Genomic DNA, 22,008 nt, shown 5'->3' on the forward strand with positions numbered 1-22,008 from the left:
GCGCATGGGCCACGATTTCGAACGCAGGCTGGTGCTCGCGGTGCGGGCGCACGGCTACGACACGCGTACGGCCAGGATGCAGGGGCTGATCCGGGAGGGACTGAGCGGCGCGCTGGACGTGGCGGCCCGGCGTGCCCGGCTCGACCGGCCGTCCTGGGGGCGGGTCGGGGAGGTCGGGGGCGAGCTGGCCGTGCTGCCGCCGGGCGAGCCGGAGCCGGTGGTCTGCGACGCCTTCGTCCACCAGGTGCTGGCCGCGGTGCGCGAGCACAACCGGCTGACCGCGCCCGACGGCCGGCTGCGCCTGCGGCTGGCGATCAACTTCGGCATGACGGCCGGGGAGGCGGCCGGCGGGTACACCGGGCCGGGCCCGGTGGTGGCCAGGGAGCTGGCCGGTTGCGCCGCCGCGCGGGCCGTGCTGGAGCGCGGCACGGCCGAGCTGGTGGTGGTCATGTCGGCGGACGTCGTCGAGGACACCATCGCCGGGCAGCTCACCTCGCTGGAGACCAAGGACCTGCGCGAGGTGGACGCGGGCGGCCGGCGGGCGTGGTTGTGGCTGCCGGGCGGACCTCCCTGGCCCGGCGATCCGGCGGGCGCCGGCCCCGCCTGCGACGCCGCCCCCGCCCCTGACGCGCCGGCCTCCGGCGCCCCCGCGGCCGGGTCCGGCGGCGGGGCCTTCGCGGGGGCCCACATCATCGCCGATTCCGTCGCCGGCCGCGACATCCACCATCACTACGGAGACAGGACATGAGCGACAAGGAACCGCCGCACCAGGAGGAGCCGAAGAACCCCGACCCCCAGAGCCCGGACGTCGAGCCCGAGCCGGGCGAGCGCAAGCCGCACGACCTGGGCCGCGAGATCTCCGCCAGAGCCGCCACCCCCGGCGTCGTGCAGGACCGGCTGGGCACCGAGGCGGACGCCTTCTCCAGCTTCGGCGGCGCCGACGTGCGCGCGGGCCAGGCGGCCGGCCGCGACCTGTACATCACCTACCACGCGGTGTCGGCGGCCAGGGACGCCCCGCGCGTGTGGCAGCTGGGACCGGCCGACCTCGAACACGCGGACAAGAGGTTCGTCGCCCCGGCCGACTTCGACGCCCTGGTCGAGGCGGCCGGGACGCGCCCGGTGCTGTTCCTGCGGGCCGACCCCGGCAGCGGCAGGTGCATGGCGGCCACCAGGCTCCTGCTCGGCTGCGCGGCGGTCTACCGGCTGCACGCCGACACCCGGTTGAGCGCGCTCACCCCCGACGTGCTGGCCAAGGGATGCGGCTACATCCTGGCCGACCTGCCGGGCTCCGCCTGCCGCGAGCTCACCGCCGACGACCTCGGCCAGCTCGCCGACGTGTTCGAACGCGCCAGCGCGCGGCTCGTCGTGACGATGTCCGCCGGCGGCCGGATCACCGGGGCCGGGGCCGGCGCGCTGGTCATGGAGCTGGGCGAGGTGACCGACCGCGTCGAGGTCTTCTACCGGCACCTGAGCCGCGACCTCGACGACGAGGCCACGGAGCGGGTCTTCGGCGACCGGGAGATGATGGCCCTGCTCCGGAGCGAGCTGGACAAGAACTCCTCGCCCGCGCACGCCGCCCTGGTCGCGGCGTACGCCGCCGAGGCGTACAAGGCGGGCGAGCCGCTGGCCGAGACCGTGGGCGACCGGCTGGCGATGCTGGACGCGGCCGAGTTCGAGAGGTGGGCCGAGGGCCTGCCGGACCTGCCCACCCAGAGCATGGCGGTGGCGGTGGCGGTGCTGGGCGGGGAGCCGTACGAGACGGTCTCGGCCGCGGCCGAGCTGATGCGCGAGAGCCTGGAGCCCGAGCGCCCGCTGGAGAGCGCGGAGCCGGCCAGGGACGCCCCGCTGGTCGCGCGCAAGCGGGCCCGGTTGCGCGCGCTGCGCGCCCACGTCGTCCGCTCGACGGTGCAGACCCGGCACGGCGGCGCGCCCACCGAGGTGGTGCGCTACCGCGACCCGAGCTTCCAGCAGAAGTACCTGCTCTACTTCTGGAACGAGTACGACCAGGCGCGGCCCACCCTGCTGGCCTGGTTGCGCGTGTGCGCGCGGCACGAGCTGGAGTCGGTCCGGGTGCGGGCGGCGGTCGCCACCGGCGTCCTCGGGGCCCGATCCTTCGACCACGTCCGGGCTCTGGTGATCAGGCCCTGGGCCGAGGGCGACGACCCCGACCTGCGGGACGCCGCCGCGCGGGCCCTGCGGCACGCCGCGATGGCCGACCCGGACCTCGGGCCGCCCGTCCGGAACCTGGTGCGCGCCTGGTCGGCGGACGAGTCGCCGGAGCTGCGGGCCACCGCGGCCCGGTGCTGGCGGATCGAGTACGACGCGGCCGGCCCCGCCGCGGCCATGAAGGCCCTGGAGGAGCTGGCCTCCTCCGCCGACCTGGACGTGATGACGGCGATCTGCAACAGCCTCACCGAGATGTGGGAGGTCGACGGCGAACGTCTGGAGGCGCCCGCGCTCCTGCTGGGCTGGCTCGGCAAGAGCTCGCGCAAGCCGATCGCGCGCCTGGCGTTCCTGCTGGCCGCGGCCGACCTGGTCCGCCAGGTGGGCGGCGCCACCTGGCCGGCCCTGCTCCACATCGCCACCCGGGATCCCGTACGCCACCGGGAGATCGCCTCCCTGTGGCGGGACGCCGTCACCGCGCCCCACCTGAACCCGCACGCCAAGGAGATCCTCGCCGAGTGGGCGCACAGCGTCGACGCCCATCCCCTGGCCCGCAGGTCGTTCGCGCGTCTCATGCAGGCGGTCGCCGAGACCCCGCGCAGCGCCACGATCCTGGCCCACGAGGCCGGCAAGTGGGCCAAGGGCTCGCGTCCCGCGCCCGCCACCGCCGCGGAGGTGCTCCGCCTCGTCCGAGAAGAGAGATGACCGCAGTGAACCAGCCCATGCCTCCCCAGCCCCTGCCCGGGAACGGCGGCCCGCCCCACAACGGCGCCGGCCCGCAGCCGGTGCCGCCCGGCCCGGCCATCCCGCCGGACTACCCGGCCGGGATGACCGGCCCGCTCCCCCAGGGCCCGCCGGTGCCGCCGCACTCGCGCAGCCCCCGCGAGCACCTGCCCCAGCACGCCCCCGAGGACATCTGGGGGCCGCCCGCCCCGCCGCCGATCCCGCTCATCCTGGTCGAGCAGACGGTGCAGGAGGCGGGCCGCGCGCCCATCCAGCCGGGACGGGCGCTGCTCTACAGCGACGACTCCGGCCAGGTCTTCCATCTCGCCAAGCCGCCCGGCATCTTCACCCGCCGCTACCGGTGGCGGTACGAGGTGGACATGTCCGACCACTACTCCGTGCTGCACCTGGAGCTGGCCAGCAGTTCGCGGGCGGCCAGATTCCGGCTGCGGATCGACGTGGGGTGGCGGGTCACCGATCCGGTCAAGATCGTGACGTCCCGGATCCAGGACGGCAACGCGCTGGTGCAGTCGCGGATCCGCGAGGCGGTCTCGCCCGTCTGCCGCGGCTTCGACATCACCCGCGACGCCGACCTGGAACGGCAGCTCATGGCGGACTTCGGCAACGACCGGGTGCAGCAGTACCCGCAGGAGGGCATCCTGCTGTTCCGCTTCGCCGTGCAGGTCAGCCACGACCGCAAGGCGGCCGGCTGGATGGCCGCCCAGGCGGACGCCCGCATCGAGGGCCAGCTGGAGGCCGAGGGCATCACCGGCCTGCGGCACCAGATCACCTCCGAGGACGACCTGATGCTGCTGCTGCTCCACCGCGCGCCCGAGCGGGTGGCCGACGTCATCGGCGACATCCGCAAGCGCAAGGAGCTGAGCATGCAGGCCCGCATCGACCTGTTCAACAAGCTCGTGGACAACGACATGATCCAGGAAGCGGAGATGGACACCATCCGCAAGCTGATCATCGAGCCCATCGAGGGGATCGCCAGCGCCGCGCCGATCGGGGCGTTCGGCATCGAGCAGATCGGCGCGCGGGAGCCGCGGCCCGCCCTGCAGCCCCCTCCCCCGCCGGAGGCCGGCCCCCGGGACGACGGCGAGGACGTGCTGCCGTCGCAGGTGGTGCCCGGATCGGTGGACCACGTCACCGGCTGGCACCCGGCTCCCTGGCAACGCGGCCGGCACACCGGCACTCCGCAGGCCACGCCCGGCGGCCCCTCGCCCGGCCCCGCGTCCGCGCCCACCCCAGCGCCCACCCCAGCGCCCGACGCCGCGCGCAACGGCCGCCACCACAACGGCCACGCCGCCGCCCCCCGCTCCGCCGACGGGTTCGACGACGGGTTCGACAGCGGGTTCGACGGCGGGTTCGACGGCGGGTTCGACGGGGGCCCGCACGTCGTCGGGGAGCCGTGATGCCCTGGCCCTTCCGCAAACCGCCGCCTCCCGTCCCCGCCCCGCCCGCGGCGTCGGCGTCGGCGTCATCGCCCGCCGCGCGGCTGCCCTGGCGGCTGCCGGACGAGCCGGCCCTGGCCGGGATCGCCGCGGACGCCGTCAGCGTCGGCGGCCTGACGGTGCGGGCGGTGTCGCTCGTGGGCCCGGGCCACCGGTGCGCCGAGCCCGCCGTGCCCCGGCAGGACGCCTACCGCCTCGGCAGGGACACCGCCAAACGGCACCTGATCGTGGCGCTCGCGGACGGCATGTCCGACAGCAGGCAGTCGCACCTGGGCGCGAACGTGGCGGTGACCGCCCTGGTCGGCCGGGTCAGAGCGGACCTGGACCGCGGCGGGCCCCTGAGCGCCTGCGACGTCTTCCTCGACGCGGCCCGGCAGATGGCCGGCTCGGCGGTGCGGCACGGCGTCACCGAGCACGACGTGCGGGCGGCGGCGCTGGTCGCCGTCGTCCCGGTGAGCCCGGACCCCGGCGGGCGGCGGACGGCCAGGCTGATGGCGCTGGCCGACGTCGGCGGCTGGCTCCGGCTCCCGCGGGGCTGGCGGCGGCTGATCGGCGAGGAGAAGTCGGGGCTCGACGCGGGCCGGCTGACGGAGTTCCTGCCCTTCCATCCCGACCAGGTCACGAGCGTCACCGTCGAACTCGCGCCGCGCGCGGTGCTGGCGCTGGCCACCGACGGCCTGGGGGACGCGCTGGCGCCCGGCGACCCCCTGGCGGGCTGGTTCGCCGGCCGGTGGAGCGCGCCGCCGCCCATCGCCGAGTTCCTGCGGGACGTCGGCTTCGAGTCCCCCGGCAGGCTCGACGACCGCACCGCCGTCGTCGTGTGGTGCGCCCCATGACCGGCAGGCGGGCGGAAGGGAGGTGCGGGTCGTGAGGACATGGTCGGACAGCCCGTTCGAGGCCGTCACGCCGATCGAGGAGGTCGCCGAGCGCGGTGCGGTGATCGCGGCCGAGAACGGCGAGTCGGAGATCGTCTACGAGTGCGCCGCCCACCCCGGCTGGCTGGTGAAGCTCTACCGGCCCGGCCACGCGGCCGCGGCGGGCGGGGCGGCCGGCGTGCTGGCACGGCTGATCGCCCTGCCGGCCGGGATGCCGGCGGCCGATCGGGCGCTGATCGACCGGAGCGTGTCCTGGCCGGTCACCCGGGTCGTGGACGGCGGCAGGACGGCCGGGGTCGTCATCGCCAGGGCCCCGGCGGAGTTCAGCGTCCCGATGCGGATGATCTCGGGCTCGACGACGGTCCGGCTCCTTGAGGTCGACCATCTCGTTCAGGCCGATCCGGGGTTCTTCGCCCGGCGCGGCTGGGAGACGCCGGGCCCGGCCGAGCGGCTGGCCGTCGCGCGCAACCTGGCCGCCGTGGGGGCCCTGCTGGAGCGGCACGACGTCGTCTACGGCGACTGGTCCTACGCCAACGCCTTCTGGACGCGCCGCAGCGGCCGGGTGTTCGTCATCGACGTGGACTCCTGCGGGCTGACGGACCGGCCGTGGGTGGAGTCCAAGATGTGGGACGACCCCCGCGTGGCGCCGGGTGACCGGCTGACCGTCCGCACGGACCGGTACAAGCTGGCGGTGCTGGTCGTGCGCTGCCTGACCGGGGTGCGCGGACCGGACCCCGAAGCGGCCCACGCCGCCCTGCCGTCGGCCGTGCGCGACGGACCGCTCGGCCGGGCGCTGCACCGGTCGCTGACCGCCGCCGACCCCGCGGGGCGTCCGGCCGTCGCCGACCTGCTGGCCTTGCTGGAGACGGCGCGCCCGGACGAGTTCGTCCGGATTCCCGTCCCACGGCCGCCGCTCGGCCCGGCCGCGGGCGTCCCCCACGACCGCCACGCCTCCCCTGCGGACCGGACCGCCGCCCCCGCGGATCGGAGCGCCTCCCCTGCGGACCGGACCGCCGCCCCCGCGGATCGGAGCGCCTCCCCTGCGGACCGGACCGCCGCCCCCGTGGACCGGAGCGCCTCTCGTGCGGACCGGGCCGCCGCCGCGCCCGCCGGGCGGGCAGCGCGGCCGGAGCCCCGCCCCGCGGACGCCGCCCCTTCCGAGGACCGGCGGGGGGCGTCTCCTGGCGGGGTCCTCTCCCCGGGACGTCTGCTGCCCGTGGTGATCGTGGTCTGCCTCGCCGTCCTGGTGCTGCTGGCCGGCGCCGGGCTCGTGGCGTCCCTGTTCGCCTGAGCCGGCGTCCGGTCCCCAACGACGTCAGATCTGGAGCCCCCGTGAACGATCCAAGCCCCGGCCAGGCCGGGCCGCAGGTCCTGCCGACCTATCTGGTGCTCGACGTGTCCAAGTCCATGAAGCCGCACGAGAGCCTGCTCAACCGCACCCTTGAGGACATCGTCAACACGCTCTACTCCAGCCCGCGCATCTCGGAGTTCGTCCATCTGTCGATCCTGACCTTCAGCACCAGGCCGCACGTGGTGCTGGCGATGACGGAGATCGCGGCGCTGACCGGCCTGCCGACCGTGGAGTGCCGCGGGTCCACGTACTTCGGCCCGTTGTTCGAGACGCTGCGCGACCGCATCGAGCTCGACCTGTCGGCGCTGGCCGCGCGGGGGTCGCGTCCCCTGCGGCCCGTCGTGTTCCTGCTGACCGACGGCGCGCCCGCCGACACTCCCGCGCAGAGATGGGTGGAGGCGTTCGAGTCGCTGACCGACCCGCGGTGGCGTCCGCATCCGCACGTCCTCACCTACGGGTTCGGCGAGGCGGTCGAGGGGGTGCTGCGGCGGATGGCCACGGTCGCGGCCTTCATCGCCGAGCCCGGCGCGGCGACCGACACCGAGGCGATCACCTCCGCGCTGAACACCATGCTCAACTCCCTGGTGGCCACCGCCGCCGGCAACACGCTGCAGGTCCCGGAGCGGGTCGCCGGCTTCCGCGAAGTCCCCCTCGACCACGTCGAGTTCTGATGACGGGCCGTGCTGACGGGCCCTGTCCCCGGCCGGATCGGAGGCTTGCGTGGACGGTGTGTGCGTGACCGCCGGCATCGACGAGCGCGCCCCCGGGACGGCCGCCGCCCGGGTCCGGCTCCAGACGGCGCTGGCCGCGGCCTTCCGTTCCGCCTCCCGGCTCGGCACCGATGGCGGGGGCGGGGGCGGGGAGCAGCACCGGTTACCCGCCCACGGCGTGCACCTGCTGCTGCCCGCCGGCGGCGACTCGCTGACCGTGCTCTCGCGCCTGCTGCGGGAGGTCGGCGCCGCGCTCGACGACGCCAACCGCGCCTGCGGCGCCCGGTCCGGGATCAGGCTGCGGCTGGCGCTGGCCCGCGGGCTGGTCCTGCCTCCGGGGATCGCGGGCCACGCCGTCGCCGAGTGCCTCCGGCTGCTGGACAGCGACGCGGTCCGGGCCACGGCGGCGAACCTGACCGTGGTCGCCTCGGACTCCTTCTTCCAGAACGTGGTGGCCCGGGGGCTGCTGGAGCACCGTCCCGAGGACTATCGTCCCGTCCGGATCGGCGGTGGCGCGTCCCCGATCGCCTGGCTCCATGCCCCGGACGTCCCCGTCGTGGACGTCCCCGTCGTGGACGTCCCCGTCGTGGACGTCCCCGTCGCGGACGGGCCGTCCCGTCTGCGGGCCGGGGAGGTGGCGGCGGAGATGGCGGCGGAGATGGCGGCGCGGGCCGGGCGGCTGCTGGGGCGGGGCGAGTACCGGCAGGCGATCCTGGACCTGGAGGAGACGCTGCGGCTGCTGCCCGGCGCGGACGGCCCCGACGCCGAGGAGTCGCTGCTGCGGCTCGGCGACTGCCACCGGCGGCTCGGCGACGTCGAGGCCGCGGCCCAGACGTGGTCGTTCCTGCTGGCACGCAGGCCACTGTGCGCGGCGGTGTGCCAGCGGCTGGGCCGCCTGGAGCTGGAACGCCACCGCACCCACCTCGCGCTGGCCTACCTCACCGAGGGGCTGCGCCTGGTCCGGAGCCGCCCGCTCCCGACGGGAACGGCGGGCACGGCGGAAACGGCGGGAACGGCGGGCACAACTGGGACGCCGGCGCCGACGGGGACGACGGCCGACCGGCTGACCTGCGCGCTGCTGCTGGACCTGTCCTGCGTGCGCAGCGCGCTGGGTGACCTCGCCGTCGCCGACGCCTTCCTCAACGAGGCGGCCGAGGCCGATCCCCGCAGCCCGCTGCCTCTGGTGCCGCTCGCCTTCCGGGCGGCCCGGCGCCGGGACCTGCAGACGACCCGGCGGCTGCTCGGCACCGCCCTGATCCGGGTTTCCGGTGAGGACAGAAAGGACTTCCTCCGGGAAGTTTGCACAGGTGCCGCATCCCGGGAAGGCGGCGACGTCATAATCAGGGTTCTCCAGGAGCACGGCCTGTACCCGACGGCCTCCCCCTGGACGACGAACGTCCCCCGCCCCCCACCCGCATGATCCGAGGTGATGCGCATGCCTCCCGACCTGTGGCCCAAGACCTCCTTCCTCGGCGCGCTGGACGAGCTGACCCGCAACGCGCTGCTGCGCCTGGGCCGCGTCAAGACGTACTGCTCGGGGGAGGCCGTGGTCCACCAGGGCGATCCGGGCGAGGCGGTCTTCCTGCTGCTCACCGGCCGGGTCAACGTGCACGCCACGGTCGAGAACGGCGCGGAGACGCTGCTCGCGATCCGCCATCCCGGCGACATCCTGGGCGAGATGGCGGTGTTCGGGGACATGCCGCGCACCGCCACGGTGACCGTCCGGGTGCCGGCCACCATGCTGGTGGTGGCCGGTGAGGCGTTCAAGCAGTTCGTCGGCGCGCAGCCGAGGGCCGCGGTGGCGCTGACCGCCAACACCGCCGACCGGCTGCGGCAGGCCAACATCTTCCGCGCGGACGCGGCCGGCTACGAGGTGGACCAGCGGCTCGCCCGTGCCGTGCTCTACCAGGTGCAGCGGTACGCCAACGTCGTGGACGGCCACTGGGCCGCCGACCTGCGCCAGGCGGAGCTGGCCATGCTGATCGGCGCGAAGGAGGGCACGGTGCAGAAGGCCATCGCCGCCATGAAGGAGCTGGTCGTCAGCCAGCGCGGCCGGGTGGTCATCCTGGACGTGGCCGGGCTGGCCGCGCTGGCCGACATGGACGTCCCGGACCACCTCCTCGGCGATCCCCCACGGTGAGCGCCGGCAGAGGCCGCCCGGGACCCCCTCCCGTCCCGCCGGCCCCTGCGCGGCGGGCCGAGCTCCCCCCAGGATCGCCGCTGTCCCGGCGGGCTTCCCCGCACCAGTAGGGGTTGCCCGTCGCGGGCCCCCCGGACAATGACCTCGACCATCGACAGGAGAGGACGCGCATGTCATCGCCGCGAAGAGTGCTCTGCGGAGCCGTCGACATCAAGGGCTGGAGCGGACGGCCCGTGCCCGAGCAGATCCGCGCCCAGCAGAGCCTGGTCACGGTCGTGTACGCGGCCTGCCGGGCCGCCGGGCTGCCCGAGGAGATCGTGCAGAGCAGCGGCGACGGCGTGCTGATCATGCCTCCGAGCGACATCGACGAGACGGCGGTCGTCCCCGAGCTGGTGCACGGGCTGACCGTCGCGCTGCGGCAGGAGAACCGGCTGCTGAGCGAGGGCGCCCGGATCCGGCTGCGGTTGTCGCTGACCAACGGCGTGGTGTCCACCGGGCCCACCGGCTTCAGCGGCCCGGCGATCATCGAGTGCTTCCGGCTGCTCGACAGCCCGGCGGTCAAGTCCGTGCTGGTGGACCATCCGGCCGCCGAGCTGGCGGTGGTCGTCTCCGACCATCTCTACCAGGACGTGATCCGGCACGGCTTCCGCTCCTTGCGTCCCGAGGAGTTCTGGAGGGTGGACGGCACGATCCCGGAGCGGGGCTTCTCGGCGACCGCGTGGGTGTGGGTGTCGGAACGGGCGCAGGCCGGCGTGCCCGGCGCCGCCGACGGGGTCGCCTCGCTGGAGGAGCTGCTGCGGGCCGAGCCGGCCCCCTCGCCCTCCACGTTGCTGCGGCTGGGCCGCGCCCAGCTCGACGCGGGTGAGGCGGAGGCGGCGCGGCTGACCTACACGTACCTGATCGAGCGCGCGCCGCGGGAGGCCACGGCGTATCTGGAGCTCGGCCGGCTGGAGCGGCTGGCGGGCCGGCCCGCCGCCGCCCGGCACTACTTCGCGACGGGGGCCGGCCTCCTGGACGACGGCGGGCTGCTGTCGCGGCTGGTGCGGGAGCTGCTGGAACTGTCGGCATGACCGGCGGCGGTCAGAGGTTCTGCACCACCGCGACGACGGCCATGACGGTGAGCATCGCCAGGCCGGCCAGCAGCGCGCCGAGCGCCAGGCCGGCCCAGCGGTACTTCTTCCTCGCCACCCCGGCGTTGGCCCAGATCTGGTGGGCGATGGCGGGCACGAGCGCCTCGGGCCGGGCGACCAGGCCGCTCAGCTCGCCCACGTACGTCTCGGGCCGGGCGCCGAAGCGCGTGGCGACGTGGTGGTAGTGCAGCACGTTGGTGGGCTCGCTGCGCACCCTGGGGATCAGCGCCAGCGCGGCGGCGAAGGCCGCGGTCAGGACGCACGCCGCGCAGGCCACGGCCGCCAGGCCGAAGGCCACGCCGGTGCGGGGCACGCTCCTGATGAGCGTGTAGACGAGGCCGCCGACGACCCCCGCCGCGGCCAGGGTGAGGCCCGCCTTGGTCTCGGCGTGCTTGACCAGGTCCACGACGAGCGTGAGCGCCTTCCAGGCGTGTTCGGCCCCCGGCTCGGCCGGCGCCCCGGCGGGCAAGGCGGCGGGCACGGCGGCGGGAAGCGACTTCTTGACGGGAGCCCGCTTCATGAGGGCGTTCCCGACCGCGGGTGCGCGCGCCGGCCGGGCCGCCGGGGCTGTCCGGGACGGGTCACGGAGCTAGGTCACTTTCCAGCCGGTGCGGGCCGCCCAGTCCTCGGCGGTCGCCACGATCAGGTCGACGACCGGGTTCTTCATCTCGGTGTAGGCGGCGCCGTCGGTCACCGCCTCGGCCAGGGACCGCTTGAAGGCCGCGTAGGCGGGCACCGCGGCCGGATGGGCCCGGAACCAGTCGCGAAACAGCAGGGCGAAGCGCTCCCCCGCGCCGCCCGCCGCGCGGAGGTGCAGGTTGACGTCGGGCCCGGGGTGGCCGCGGCGCATCCAGAGCCGCTTGCGCCACAGGTCGGGCGGGCCGGCCGAGCCCGCGGGGACGTGGTCGTGGAAGTAGGCGGTGCGGGCGAAGCCCAGCGCGTGCAGCGCCTCGGCCAGAGCCTCCTCGGCGGCGTCGAGGTCGGGCACGCTCACCTGGAGATCGAAGATCGGTTTGGCGTCCATGCCGGGGATGGAGGTGCTGCCGATGTGCTCCACCCGGAGCGCCGGCGGCGTCAGCGCGTCGAGCAGCTCGGCGGCGAGCGCCTTTCCGGCCGATTCCCAGGCCGGATCATTCCTCGCGATGTCCACGCTAGGCACAGACAAATGGTAACGCCGCCGGAACGGCACACCTAGGGTTTTTCTCTTTTCACGTTCGACGTCATTTTCCTACAGCTGTGACCAGGGGTTTCATCAGAAAATAACCGCCTCAGAAAAGGCGGCCCGACAGCCCGCGGGAACGATTTCCCGGCGGGCTCCCGGCATTTCCCGATGCATTCAGGGCGTCACGACACCGAGCGATACAGGGCTGCCGTCAGGTCGGTGACGCGTTTGACCGAGCCGCTCCACGCGCTGCCCGCCGGGTGGGCGGTGAGCACCGCCATGACCAGGCGGTCGCCGGCGCCGGCCAGGCCCGTCGTGTGCAGCACGGGCCGGCCGTAGTCGGGCACGCCCGAGCCGGTCGCGCGCTGCGCGATCCACGAGACGGGCGCGGCCAGGGCCTTGGGGTCGCACGTGCCGGGCGGCGTCGCGCCGAACCCCGACCAGCCCTGCTTGACCGCCCACGGCCTCGGCACCGCGCGCGGGATGCCGAAGGTCTGGTCGAAGCCGTCGGTGCCGCACGGTGTGGAGGCGCGCAGGTGGCCGAGGACGAGGTCGCGCACCCGGGCGTCGGCGGTGTCGAGCAGGTAGCGGTAGGTGCGGACGACGTCGTACGCGCTGAGCGAGGTGTAGCCCCAGAAACCGGGCTTGGACGCGGGCGGCGGGGTGGTGTCGGCCAGGCCGAGCCGGCGGGCGGTCCGGACGATGATCTGCCCCTTGCCGCCGCGGTCCCAGAACGCCGAGGCGGCGTCGTCGTCGCTGGAGCGCAGCATGATCTTCAGCAGCCGGGCGTCGGCCGGGGGCACGCTCTTGCGCCGCTCCAGGTAGTCGATCGCGATGAGGATCTTGACGACCGACGCCGAGCGGAACTTGCGGTGGGCGTTCCGGACGGCGACGATCTTGCCCGCCTTCCTGTCGAACACCACCCAGGCCGCCGTGGTGCCCGGCGGCACCCGGATCGGGCGGGCGACGGCGGCGTGGGCCGGCGTGGCCAGGGCGACGACGGGGACGACCGCCGCCGCGGCGGCCAGGAGCTTCATTCGCACCCGCCTATAACTACCAGATTGTGTCGTCCACCCCTTGACCGTCCAACGAAAGCGGGTATAAACACAGGAGAAACCAAACAGAAACGGCGGTGAACCAACATCATGTACGCCGAGGAGCGGCAGCAGGAGATCCTCCGCAGAGCGCGGGACGCGGGCCGCGTGGACGTGGTGCGGCTGGCCGCCGAGCTCGACGTGACCACCGAGACGATCCGCCGCGACCTGACCGCGCTGGAGCGGGCGGGCGTGCTGCGCCGGGTGCACGGCGGCGCGATCCCCGTGGAGCGCCTGGGGTTCGAGCCCGCGCTGGCCGCCCGCGACGAGGTGATGACCGCGGAGAAGGAGCGCATCGCCAAGGCGGCCCTGGCCGAGCTGCCCGAGGACGGCTCGGTCATCATCGACGCCGGCACCACCACCGGCCGCCTGGTCCAGGCGCTGCCCGCCGACCGCGAGCTCACCGTGATCGTCAACTCGCCGCCGCTGGCCACCGTCCTGGCCTCGCGGGCCAACCTCCAGGTGATCGTGCTGGGCGGGCGGCTGCGCGGCAAGACGCTGGCCACGGTCGACGACTGGGCGCTGCGCCCGCTGGCCCACCTCAACGTCGACGTCGCGTTCATGGGCGCCAACGGCTGCTCGCCCGCCCGGGGCCTGACCACGCCCGACCCGGCCGAGGCGGCGATCAAGCGGGCCATGGTCCGGGCCGCGCAGCGCAGCGTGCTGCTGGCCGACCACACCAAGTTCGGCAACACCTACCTGGCCACGTTCGCCGAGCTGGGCGAGATCGACGTGGTGATCACCGACGCCGGGATCGACCCGGCGCTGGCCGCCGACGTCGCCGCGGCCGGGCCGGAGGTGATCCGCGCGTGATCCTCACGTTGACGCTCAACCCGAGCCTCGACCGCACGATCGAGATCGCCGCCCTGGCCAGGGGCGCGGTGATCCGGGCCGCGCGGGCCCGGCTCGACCCGGGCGGCAAGGGCGTCAACGTCTCGCGGGCGCTGCTGGCCAACGGCGTCGCCGCCCGCGCCGTGCTGCCCTTCGCCGGGGACGAGGGCGCGCAGCTCGTCCGCCTGCTGGCCGCCGAGGGCCTGGACATGGTCACCGTCCCCGTGGCGGGCACGACCCGGTCCAACGTCACCCTCGCCGAGCCCGACGGCACGGTCACCAAGATCAACGAGCCGGGGCCCGCGTTGTCGGCGGCCGAGCTGGACACGATCGCCGAGACCGTGCTGGCCGCGGCGCGGGAGGCGGACTGGGTGGTGGCCTCGGGCAGCCTGCCGCCCGGGGTGCCCGCCGACGTCTACGCCCGGCTCTGCCGCCGCTTCGCCGCCGCGGGGCTGCACGTCGCCGTGGACACCAGCGGCCCGGCTCTCGCCCGTGCGCTGGAGGCCGGTCCTGCGCTGGTCAAGCCCAACCTCGACGAGCTGGCCGCGGTGACCGGCCGGCCGTTGTGCCGGGTCGGCGACGTGGTCGAGGCGGCGGCCGGGCTGCGCGCCGCGGGCGCCCGCACGGTGCTGGCCAGCCTCGGTGCCGACGGCGCCGTCCTCGTCCAGGACGACGGCGTCTGGTACGGCGAGGCCGCGGTCACCGGGCCGCGCAGCTCCGTCGGCGCCGGCGACGCCATGCTGGCCGGGTTCCTGGCCGCGGGCGGGCACGGCGTCCCCGCCCTGGCCGAGGCGCTGGCCTGGGGCGCGGCGGCGGTCCGGCTGCCCGGCAGCAGGATGCCCGGCCCCGCCGACATCGACCGCGCCGGGGTGCGCACGGGAGCCCCCGACCCGGCCCGCCCGCTCACCGTCCCGCACGCGCCGCCCGTCCCGGAGCCGGTCGCCCCCTCACCGCACGGCTGATCCACTGCTCATCCCCCCGAAGGAGCACGTCCATGGCCGACAGTTACACCCCTCCGGTCTACGGCACCGGAGTCAAGGCCACCATCCAGCGTCTAGGCGGCCATCTGGCCGGGATGATCATGCCGAACATCGGCGCGTTCATCGCCTGGGGCCTGATCACCGCGCTGTTCATCCCCACCGGCTGGCTGCCGGACAAGGAGCTGGCCGCGCTGGTCGACCCGGTCATCAAGGCCCTGCTGCCGATCCTCATCGCCTACACCGGCGGCCGCATGGTCCATGGGCAGCGCGGCGCGGTCGTCGGCGCGGTGGCGGCGATGGGCGTGGTCGTGGGCTCGGACATCCCGATGTTCCTGGGCGCGATGATCGTCGGCCCGCTCGCCGCCGTGATCCTGAAATATGTGGACAAGTTCACTGAGCAGCGGACCCGGGCCGGGTTCGAGATGCTGGTGGACAACTTCACCGCCGGCATCGTGGGCGCCGCGATGGCCGTGGCCGGGGTGCTGGGCATCGGGCCGGTCGTCCGGGTGGTCACCGACGCGGCGGGGCAGGCGGTCGAGTGGCTGATCACCAACAACCTGCTGCCGGTGGCCTCGGTGCTGATCGAGCCGGCCAAGGTGCTGTTCCTGAACAACGCGGTCAACCACGGCGTGCTGGGGCCGCTGGGGGTGGCCGAGGCGGTGCGGCAGGGCAAGTCGATCCTGTTCATGCTGGAGTCGAACCCCGGCCCCGGGCTCGGGCTGCTGGTGGCGTACCTGCTGTTCGGGCCGCGTCCGCTGCGGCCGAGCACGCCCGCCGCGATGATCATCCACTTCTTCGGCGGCATCCACGAGATCTACTTCCCGTACGTGCTGATGAAGCCGCGGCTCATCCTGGCCGTCATCGCGGGCGGCGCGGCCGGCGTGTTCACCTTCATGATCACCGGTGCGGGCCTGGTCGCCACGCCCTCCCCCGGCAGCATCTTCGCCTACCTCGCGGTGACGCCGCGCGGCGGCTGGCTCGGCTCGATCGCCGGGATCGCGGTGGCCGCGGCCGTGTCGTTCGCCGTCGCCGCCGTGCTGCTGGGCTTCGGCCGGGGCGAGAAGGAGCCGGCGCCGGACGTCCCCGGCCCGCAGGACGCCGTCGCGGACCCGCCGGCGCCCGAACCCGCGAGCCCCGAGCCCGCGAACACCCGACCCGTCAGGACCGAACCCGTCAGCAAGGAGGCGTGAGCCGTGGCCGGCATCGACAGCAAGGACATCCACAAGATCGTCGTGGCCTGCGACGCGGGCATGGGCAGCAGCGTCATGCTCGCCTCCCAGCTCCGCAAGCAGCTCAAGGAGAGCGGCGTCACCGTCGAGCACACCCCGGTGAACTCCATCCCCGCCGACGCCGACGTCGTCGTGTGCCACTCCGGGCTGGCCGCCAGGGCCAGGGCCGCCGCGCCGGGCAAGGCGCTGGTGTCCTTCCAGGTCTTCCTCGGCGACCCGGCGGTGACCGCGCTGGTGAACACCATCAGGAACGGCGGCGCCGTCGATGCGTGAGGACCTGCTCGACGCGCGGGCGATCCTGCTGCACGAGAGCGCGGCCTCGCGGGAGGAGGCCGTCCGCCGGTGCGGGCGGGTGCTGGTGGAGGTGGGGGCGGTCGCGGAGCCGTACGTCGAGGCGATGCTCGAACGCGAGCGCACGATCTCCACCTACGTCGGCGAGGGGGTGGCCGTCCCGCACGGCACGGCCGCCTCCAAGCGGGACGTCACGCGCGACGCGATCTGCGTCGTGCGCTTCCCCGGCGGGATCGACTGGGACGGCGAGCGCGTCACGCTGTGCGTGGGCATCGCCGCCGCCGGCGACGGGCACGTGCCGCTGCTGGCGGCGCTGGCCGAGATCCTGCTCGACCCCGACCGGGCCAGGGCGTTGCGCGAGGCGACGGAGCCGGGCCAGGTGCTGAAGGAGCTGACGTGAAGGTAGCCAGGTTCCACGCCCCGGGCGACATCAGGATCGAGGACGCGCCGGAGCCGCAGGCCGGGCCGGGCGAGCTGAAGATCCGGGTGCGCAACTGCTCGACCTGCGGCACCGACGCCAAGATCTTCCGGTACGGCCACCACCACATCAGGCCGCCGCGCGTGATGGGCCACGAGATCGCCGGCGAGGTCGTGGGCACGGGGGCGCGGGTGCAGGTGATCGCCGCCATCCCGTGCGGGACGTGCGCGGAGTGCCGCCGGGGCCGCCTGACCGTCTGCCCGCGCCAGGAGTCGATGGGCTACCACTACGACGGCGGCTTCGCCGAGTACGTGGTCGTCCCGGCCAAGGTGCTGGCCGTGAACGGCGTCAACGCCGTTCCGGACGGCGTCGGGTTCGCCGAGGCGTCGGTGGCCGAGCCGCTGGCCTGCGTGCTCAACGGCCAGTCGCTGGCCGGGGTGGGCCCGGGCGACGACGTCGTGGTGATGGGCGCGGGCCCGATCGGCTGCCTGCACGTACGGCTGGCGCGGGCGCGCGGCGCGTCCCGGGTCTTCCTGGTGGACGTCAACGCCGACCGGCTGGCGATGGCGGCCGAGCTGGTGCGTCCCGACGCGGTGATCGACTCCGACGCCGTCGGGCAGGTGCTCAAGCTGACCGGCGGCCGCGGCGCCGACGTCGTGATCACCGCGGCGGCCTCCGGCGCGGCCCAGGAGCAGGCGGTCCGGATGGCCGCCCGGCAGGGCCGCGTGAGCTTCTTCGGCGGGCTGCCGAAGGACGACCCGGTCATCGCGCTCGACGCCAACCTGGTCCACTACCGGGAGCTGACCATCGTGGGCGCGAACGGCTCCAGCCCCGCGCACAACGCCGAGGCCCTGCGCCTGGTGGCCGAGGGCGCCGTCGTGGTGTCCGACCTGATCACCCACCGGCTGCCGCTGCCCCGGGTGCTCGACGGGATCGACCTCGTCAGCACGGGCAAGGCGATCAAGGTGACGATAGAACCCTGAAGGAGGTTGGCGATGGCGAGTCGAACGGTGGCCGTGGCCAGCGCCGGCGGCCTGCACGCGCGTCCGGCGAAGGAGTTCGTGCGGGAGGCGGCCCGGCTCGGGGTGCCGGTGCGGGTGCGGCTCGGCGAGCGGTCGGTGCCGGCCGGCAGCATGCTGGGGGTGTTGTCGCTGGGCGCGACGCAGGGCACGGTGGTGACGCTGGAGGCCGAGGGCGCGGGGGCCGAGGAGGCGCTCGACGCGCTGGCCGCCCTGCTGTCCCGCGACCTCGACGCCGTCCCCGCGCCCGGCGCGACCGCGGCGGAGTCAGGGGCTGCGACCGGGGCCGGTGAGGCGCTCGATGGCTGAGGCGACGCTGAAGGGGGTGGGGGTCAGCCAGGGCCGCACCGCCGGGCCCGTGGTGCGGATGGCGGCCCCGCCGGTGCTGCCCGCCCCCCGCCGGGTCACCGACCCCGGCGCCGAGACGGCCGCCGCCGCGAAGGCCCTCGACGCCCTCGCCGCCGACCTGGAACGCCGCGCCGCCCACGCCGGCGCCGAAGGGGCCGAGATCCTGGAGGCGCTGGCCATGATGGCCGCCGACCCGGAGCTGCGCGAGCAGGCCGAGGCGCACGTGCGCGACGACGGCCTGGACGCCCCCCACGCCCTGGACGCCGCCTTCTCCGCGCACCAGGAGGCCCTGGCCGCACTCGGCGGCTACCTCGCCGAGCGGGCCGCCGACCTCGACGACCTCAGGTCCCGCGCGGTGGCCGCCGCCCTGGGCCTGCCCATGCCGGGCGTGCCCGACCCCGGCCATCCGTTCGTGCTGGTGGCCGCGGACCTGTCGCCCGCCGACACCGTCGGCCTGGGCCCGCGGGTGCTGGCGCTGGTCACCGAGCGCGGCGGGCCCACCAGCCACACCGCGATCCTGGCCCGCGGCCGCGGCCTGCCCGCCGTGGTGGCCTGCGCGGGCGTCACGGACGTCCCCGACGGGACGGTGGTCGGCGTGGACGGCGTCACCGGCGAGGTCACGGTCGGCCTCACCGGCGAGGAGGCCGACCGCGTACGGGAGTCCGATCGGCGCGACCGCGAGCGGCTGGCCGCAAGCGCCGGACCCGGCCGGACGGCCGACGGCCACCCGGTGAGGCTGCTGCACAACATCGGCTCGGCCGCGGACCTGCGGCCGGGCGCGGAGGGCGTGGGCCTGTTCCGCACCGAGTTCCTGTTCCTCGACCGCAGGCTGCCGCCCTCCCACGAGGAGCAGGTCGCCGCGTACGCGGAGGTGTTCGCCGGGGGCGGGCCGGTGACCGTGCGCACGCTCGACGCCGGCACCGACAAGCCGCTGCCCTTCCTCGGCCTGCCGGCCGAGCCCAACCCGGCGCTGGGCGTGCGCGGCCTGCGCGTCGACCGGGTGCTGCCCGGCGTCCTGGACGCCCAGCTCGACGCCATCGCCGAGGCCGCCCGTGCCACGGGCGCCGACGTGCGGGTGATGGCCCCGATGGTGACCACCGCGGGCGAGGCCGCCGACTTCGCCCGCCGCGTGCGCGCCCGAGGCCTCGCCTGCGCGGGCGTGATGGTCGAGGTGCCCGCCGCCGCCCTCCAGGCCGACGAGCTGCTGGCCGAGGTGGACTTCCTCAGCGTCGGCACCAACGACCTGGCCCAGTACACCTTCGCCGCCGACCGGCAGCATCCCGGCCTGTCCGACCTGCTCGACCCGGCTCAGCCCGCCCTGCTGCGGCTGGTCGGCATGTGCGCCGAGGCCGGGCTGCGGGCGGGCAAGCCGGTCGGGGTGTGCGGCGAGGCCGCCGGCGACCCGGCGGTCGCGCCGCTGCTGGTGGGGCTCGGGGTGTCCAGCCTGTCGATGGCCCCCGTGTGCGTGCCCGTCGTCCGCGAGGCGCTGGCGGCCCTCACCCTGGAGGAGTGCCGGGAGCGCGCCCGCCTGCCGCGGCGCTGACCGGTCAGCCGACCGGCTCGGGGTTGTGGGCCCTGAGCCGGAGCCGGTCGTCCTCGACGTCCACGGTGACCTTGCCGCCCTCGGCCACCTCGCCGGTCAGCAGCATCGTGGACAGGCGGTTGTCCAGTTCCCGCTGCACGGTCCGGCGCAGCGGGCGGGCGCCGAACTCGGGCTGGTAGCCGCGCCGGGCCAGCCAGTCCTTGGCCTCGTCGCTGACCTCCAGGGTGACGTTCTGGCCGCGCAGCCGCTGCCGGGTGCGCTCCAGCAGCAGGTCCACGATCTGGCGCAGCTGCTCGCGTTCCAGCCGCTTGAAGACGATCACCTCGTCGATGCGGTTGAGCAGCTCGGGGCGCAGGGAGTGGCGCAGCAGGTCCATGAGCTCGTCCTGCAGGCGCGGGGTGTCGCCCTCGGCGTCCAGGATGAGCTGGGCGCCGATGTTGCTGGTCATGATGACGATGGTGTTGGTGAAGTCCACCGTGCGGCCCTGGCCGTCGGTCAGGCGGCCGTCGTCGAGCATCTGGAGCAGGATGTTCATGACGTCGGGGTGGGCCTTCTCGATCTCGTCGAGCAGGATGACGCCGTGCGGGCGGCGGCGGACGGCCTCGGTGAGCTGGCCGGCCTCCTCGTAGCCGACGTACCCGGGGGGCGCGCCGATCAGGCGGGAGACGGTGTGCCGCTCCTGGAACTCGCTCATGTCGATGCGCACCATGTGGTCCTCGCCGCCGAACAGCGCGGCGGCCAGCGCCCTGGCCAGCTCGGTCTTGCCGACGCCGGTCGGGCCGAGGAACAGGAAGCTGCCGATGGGCCGGTTGGGGTCCGACAGGCCCGCCCTGGCCCTGCGCACGGCCTCGGCGATGGCGGTGACGGCCTCGTCCTGGCCGATGACCCGCTCGTGCAGGTGCTCCTCCAGCCGCATCAGCCGCTCGCGCTCCTGCTCGGTGAGCTGGGTGACGGGGATGCCGGTACGCCGGGAGACGACCTCGGCGATGTCCTCCACCATGACCTGCGGGACGGTGTCGTGACCCTGCCGGGCGCGGTCCAGTTCGGGACGGAGCTTGTCGATCTGGACGGTGAGCTCCTTGGCCCGGTCGAAGTCGTCGGAGGTGACCGCCTGGTCCTTGTCGCGGCGCAGCGACTCCAGGCGTTCCTCCAGCTCGCGCACGTCGCTGCCGGGGGTGCGCGAGCGCAGCCGGACCCGGGCCGAGGCCTGGTCCATCAGGTCGATGGCCTTGTCGGGCAGGAAACGGTCGGAGATGTAGCGGGCCGAGAGGTTGGCGGCGGCGTCCAGGGCCTCGTCGGTGATGCGGACCTGGTGGTGGGCCTCGTAGGCGTCGCGCAGCCCGGCCAGGATCTCGACCGTCTGCTCGACGGTGGGCTCGCTGACCAGGATGGGCTGGAAACGGCGTTCGAGCGCGGCGTCCTTCTCGATGTTCTTGCGGTACTCGTCGATGGTGGTGGCGGCGATGACGTGCAGCTCGCCGCGGGCCAGGGCCGGCTTGAGGATGTTGGCCGCGTCCATGCCGCCCTCGGCCGAGCCGGCGCCGACCAGGGTGTGCACCTCGTCGATGAAGACGATGGTCTCGTCGGCGTGCGCGCGCACCTCGTCGATGACCTTCTTGATGCGCTCCTCGAACTCGCCCCGGTACTTCGACCCGGCGACCATGCCGGTCAGGTCGAGCGCGACGACGCGGCGGTCCTTGAGCGTGTCGGGCACGCTGCCGTTGACGATGCGCTGGGCGATGCCCTCGACGATGGCGGTCTTGCCGACGCCGGGCTCGCCGATCAGGCACGGGTTGTTCTTGGTGCGCCGCGAGAGCACCTCGATGGCCTGCTCGATCTCGTCCTCGCGGCCGACGACCGGGTCGATCCTGCCCTGCCTGGCCTCCTCGGTCAGGTCGCGGCCGTACTCGTCGAGCGCGGGGGTGTCCGTGGGCCGCCGCCCGTCGCCGTGCTGCTGGCGGGACGCGCCGGACATGATGGCCTGCTGCAGCTCGTTGGCCGAGACGCCCTGCTCCTGGAGCAGCCGGGCGGCCGCGGAGTCGGGGTTGGCGGCCAGGGCGAGCAGCAGGTGCTCGGGTCCGATGTAGGAGGACTGGAGGGCGCGGGAGATGCGCTGGGCGTCCAGGACGGCGCGTTTGGCCGCCGGGGTGAGCGTGGTGGGCGGCTCGGCGCCGGTGCCGGGTCCGGCCAGGGCGTCGATGCGGTCGCGCAGCCTGCCGAGGTCGACGCCCGCCGCCTGCATCAGCGGGCGGGTGGCGTCGGACTCGGTCAGCGCGTCGAGGACGTCGAGGACGTCCATGTCCTGCGCGCCGCGCTGCCCGGCGACCTCCAGGGCCCGGCTGAGCACCTCCCTGGCCGAGGCGCTGAGCAGCTTGCCCACGTCGACCCGCTGCACGCTGGGACGCGACGGCGGCCAGCCTTCCATCCCGCCGAACACCCGCCCGGTGAGCTCCTCGAACCCCCTGAACGGATCTCCCCCGAAGAACGACCTGAACGGCATGTCGGACATTTGATCTCCCCCTAGTGCATCAGGGGGACATCTAG

The 22,008-nt window shown here is 74.7% G+C and carries 21 protein-coding genes; 17 read left to right on the forward strand and 4 right to left on the reverse strand.

Annotated elements, in window-relative coordinates; all coding sequences use genetic code 11:
• The first annotated feature begins 4 nt into the window (after positions 1-4).
• From ACFYUV_RS16430 to ACFYUV_RS16470, 9 genes are all read left to right on the forward strand, one after another.
• Positions 5-748, forward strand: coding sequence for a hypothetical protein (locus ACFYUV_RS16430; RefSeq protein WP_387669324.1), 744 nt, complete (start codon positions 5-7; stop codon positions 746-748).
• Entirely contained in the window at positions 745-2,868 is a 2,124-nt protein-coding gene (locus tag ACFYUV_RS16435; protein ID WP_387669326.1) for a hypothetical protein, read from the forward strand. The genes ACFYUV_RS16430 and ACFYUV_RS16435 overlap by 4 nt, the downstream gene beginning before the upstream one ends.
• Positions 2,865-4,304 carry a hypothetical protein gene (locus ACFYUV_RS16440; protein WP_387669327.1) on the forward strand — a complete coding sequence of 480 codons (1,440 nt, stop codon included), beginning with the start codon at positions 2,865-2,867 and terminating at the stop codon, positions 4,302-4,304. The genes ACFYUV_RS16435 and ACFYUV_RS16440 overlap by 4 nt, the downstream gene beginning before the upstream one ends.
• A complete protein-coding gene (locus ACFYUV_RS16445; protein ID WP_387669328.1) occupies positions 4,304-5,179 on the forward strand; it encodes a protein phosphatase 2C domain-containing protein in 876 nt (291 codons plus the stop codon). Before ACFYUV_RS16440 ends, ACFYUV_RS16445 begins: the two co-directional genes overlap by 1 nt.
• 31 nt (positions 5,180-5,210) lie before the next feature.
• Positions 5,211-6,509, forward strand: coding sequence for a hypothetical protein (locus ACFYUV_RS16450; protein ID WP_387669330.1), 1,299 nt, complete (start codon positions 5,211-5,213; stop codon positions 6,507-6,509).
• A gap of 41 nt (positions 6,510-6,550) precedes the next feature.
• Entirely contained in the window at positions 6,551-7,240 is a 690-nt protein-coding gene (locus tag ACFYUV_RS16455) for a hypothetical protein (RefSeq protein ID WP_387669332.1), read from the forward strand.
• A gap of 64 nt (positions 7,241-7,304) precedes the next feature.
• Entirely contained in the window at positions 7,305-8,699 is a 1,395-nt protein-coding gene (locus ACFYUV_RS16460) for a hypothetical protein (RefSeq protein ID WP_387669334.1), read from the forward strand.
• A 15-nt stretch (positions 8,700-8,714) separates the two neighbouring features.
• Positions 8,715-9,419 carry a Crp/Fnr family transcriptional regulator gene (locus tag ACFYUV_RS16465; protein ID WP_387669335.1) on the forward strand — a complete coding sequence of 235 codons (705 nt, stop codon included), beginning with the start codon at positions 8,715-8,717 and terminating at the stop codon, positions 9,417-9,419.
• 170 nt (positions 9,420-9,589) lie between these two features.
• Complete coding sequence (locus tag ACFYUV_RS16470) at positions 9,590-10,489, forward strand: tetratricopeptide repeat protein (protein ID WP_387669337.1); 900 nt, start codon at positions 9,590-9,592, stop codon at positions 10,487-10,489.
• Between the two features lie 10 nt (positions 10,490-10,499).
• Here the strand turns inward: ACFYUV_RS16470 and ACFYUV_RS16475 are convergent, their stop codons facing one another.
• The 3 genes from ACFYUV_RS16475 to ACFYUV_RS16485 form a co-directional block, all read right to left on the reverse strand.
• Entirely contained in the window at positions 10,500-11,069 is a 570-nt protein-coding gene (locus ACFYUV_RS16475; protein ID WP_387669338.1) for a Pycsar system effector family protein, read from the reverse strand.
• A 69-nt stretch (positions 11,070-11,138) separates the two neighbouring features.
• Positions 11,139-11,708 carry a GrpB family protein gene (locus ACFYUV_RS16480; protein ID WP_387669340.1) on the reverse strand — a complete coding sequence of 190 codons (570 nt, stop codon included), beginning with the start codon at positions 11,706-11,708 and terminating at the stop codon, positions 11,139-11,141.
• Positions 11,709-11,893: 185 nt separating this feature from the next.
• Positions 11,894-12,748 (reverse strand): hypothetical protein, encoded by an 855-nt coding sequence (locus ACFYUV_RS16485; protein WP_387670360.1) that lies wholly within the window; start codon positions 12,746-12,748, stop codon positions 11,894-11,896.
• Positions 12,749-12,856: 108 nt separating this feature from the next.
• Between ACFYUV_RS16485 and ACFYUV_RS16490 the strand changes: the two genes are divergently transcribed.
• The 8 genes from ACFYUV_RS16490 to ptsP are packed head-to-tail and all read left to right on the forward strand — an operon-like array spanning position 12,857 to position 19,464.
• Entirely contained in the window at positions 12,857-13,618 is a 762-nt protein-coding gene (locus ACFYUV_RS16490) for a DeoR/GlpR family DNA-binding transcription regulator (RefSeq protein ID WP_352350975.1), read from the forward strand.
• Positions 13,615-14,598, forward strand: a complete 984-nt coding sequence (gene pfkB / locus ACFYUV_RS16495) for a 1-phosphofructokinase (RefSeq protein WP_352350977.1) — start codon at positions 13,615-13,617, stop codon at positions 14,596-14,598. The genes ACFYUV_RS16490 and pfkB overlap by 4 nt, the downstream gene beginning before the upstream one ends.
• Before the next feature lie 32 nt (positions 14,599-14,630).
• A complete protein-coding gene (gene mtlA, locus ACFYUV_RS16500; RefSeq protein WP_387669342.1) occupies positions 14,631-15,806 on the forward strand; it encodes a mannitol-specific PTS transporter subunit IIC in 1,176 nt (391 codons plus the stop codon).
• A 3-nt stretch (positions 15,807-15,809) separates the two neighbouring features.
• Positions 15,810-16,118: a PTS lactose transporter subunit IIB gene (locus ACFYUV_RS16505; RefSeq protein WP_358286402.1), complete on the forward strand. Its 309-nt coding sequence runs from the start codon at positions 15,810-15,812 to the stop codon at positions 16,116-16,118.
• Positions 16,111-16,536, forward strand: coding sequence for a PTS sugar transporter subunit IIA (locus ACFYUV_RS16510; RefSeq protein ID WP_358011434.1), 426 nt, complete (start codon positions 16,111-16,113; stop codon positions 16,534-16,536). Before ACFYUV_RS16505 ends, ACFYUV_RS16510 begins: the two co-directional genes overlap by 8 nt.
• Complete coding sequence (locus ACFYUV_RS16515; protein ID WP_387669344.1) at positions 16,533-17,537, forward strand: zinc-dependent dehydrogenase; 1,005 nt, start codon at positions 16,533-16,535, stop codon at positions 17,535-17,537. Before ACFYUV_RS16510 ends, ACFYUV_RS16515 begins: the two co-directional genes overlap by 4 nt.
• Positions 17,538-17,549: 12 nt before the next feature.
• Entirely contained in the window at positions 17,550-17,882 is a 333-nt protein-coding gene (locus ACFYUV_RS16520; protein ID WP_387669346.1) for an HPr family phosphocarrier protein, read from the forward strand.
• A complete protein-coding gene (gene ptsP, locus ACFYUV_RS16525) occupies positions 17,875-19,464 on the forward strand; it encodes a phosphoenolpyruvate--protein phosphotransferase (RefSeq protein ID WP_387669347.1) in 1,590 nt (529 codons plus the stop codon). Before ACFYUV_RS16520 ends, ptsP begins: the two co-directional genes overlap by 8 nt.
• 4 nt (positions 19,465-19,468) lie before the next feature.
• Here the strand turns inward: ptsP and ACFYUV_RS16530 are convergent, their stop codons facing one another.
• Positions 19,469-21,973 carry an ATP-dependent Clp protease ATP-binding subunit gene (locus tag ACFYUV_RS16530; protein ID WP_387669348.1) on the reverse strand — a complete coding sequence of 835 codons (2,505 nt, stop codon included), beginning with the start codon at positions 21,971-21,973 and terminating at the stop codon, positions 19,469-19,471.
• Between the last annotated feature and the right edge of the window lie 35 nt (positions 21,974-22,008).

Source organism: Nonomuraea sp. NPDC003560 (assembly GCF_042878785.1).
GTDB lineage: Bacteria > Actinomycetota > Actinomycetes > Streptosporangiales > Streptosporangiaceae > Nonomuraea.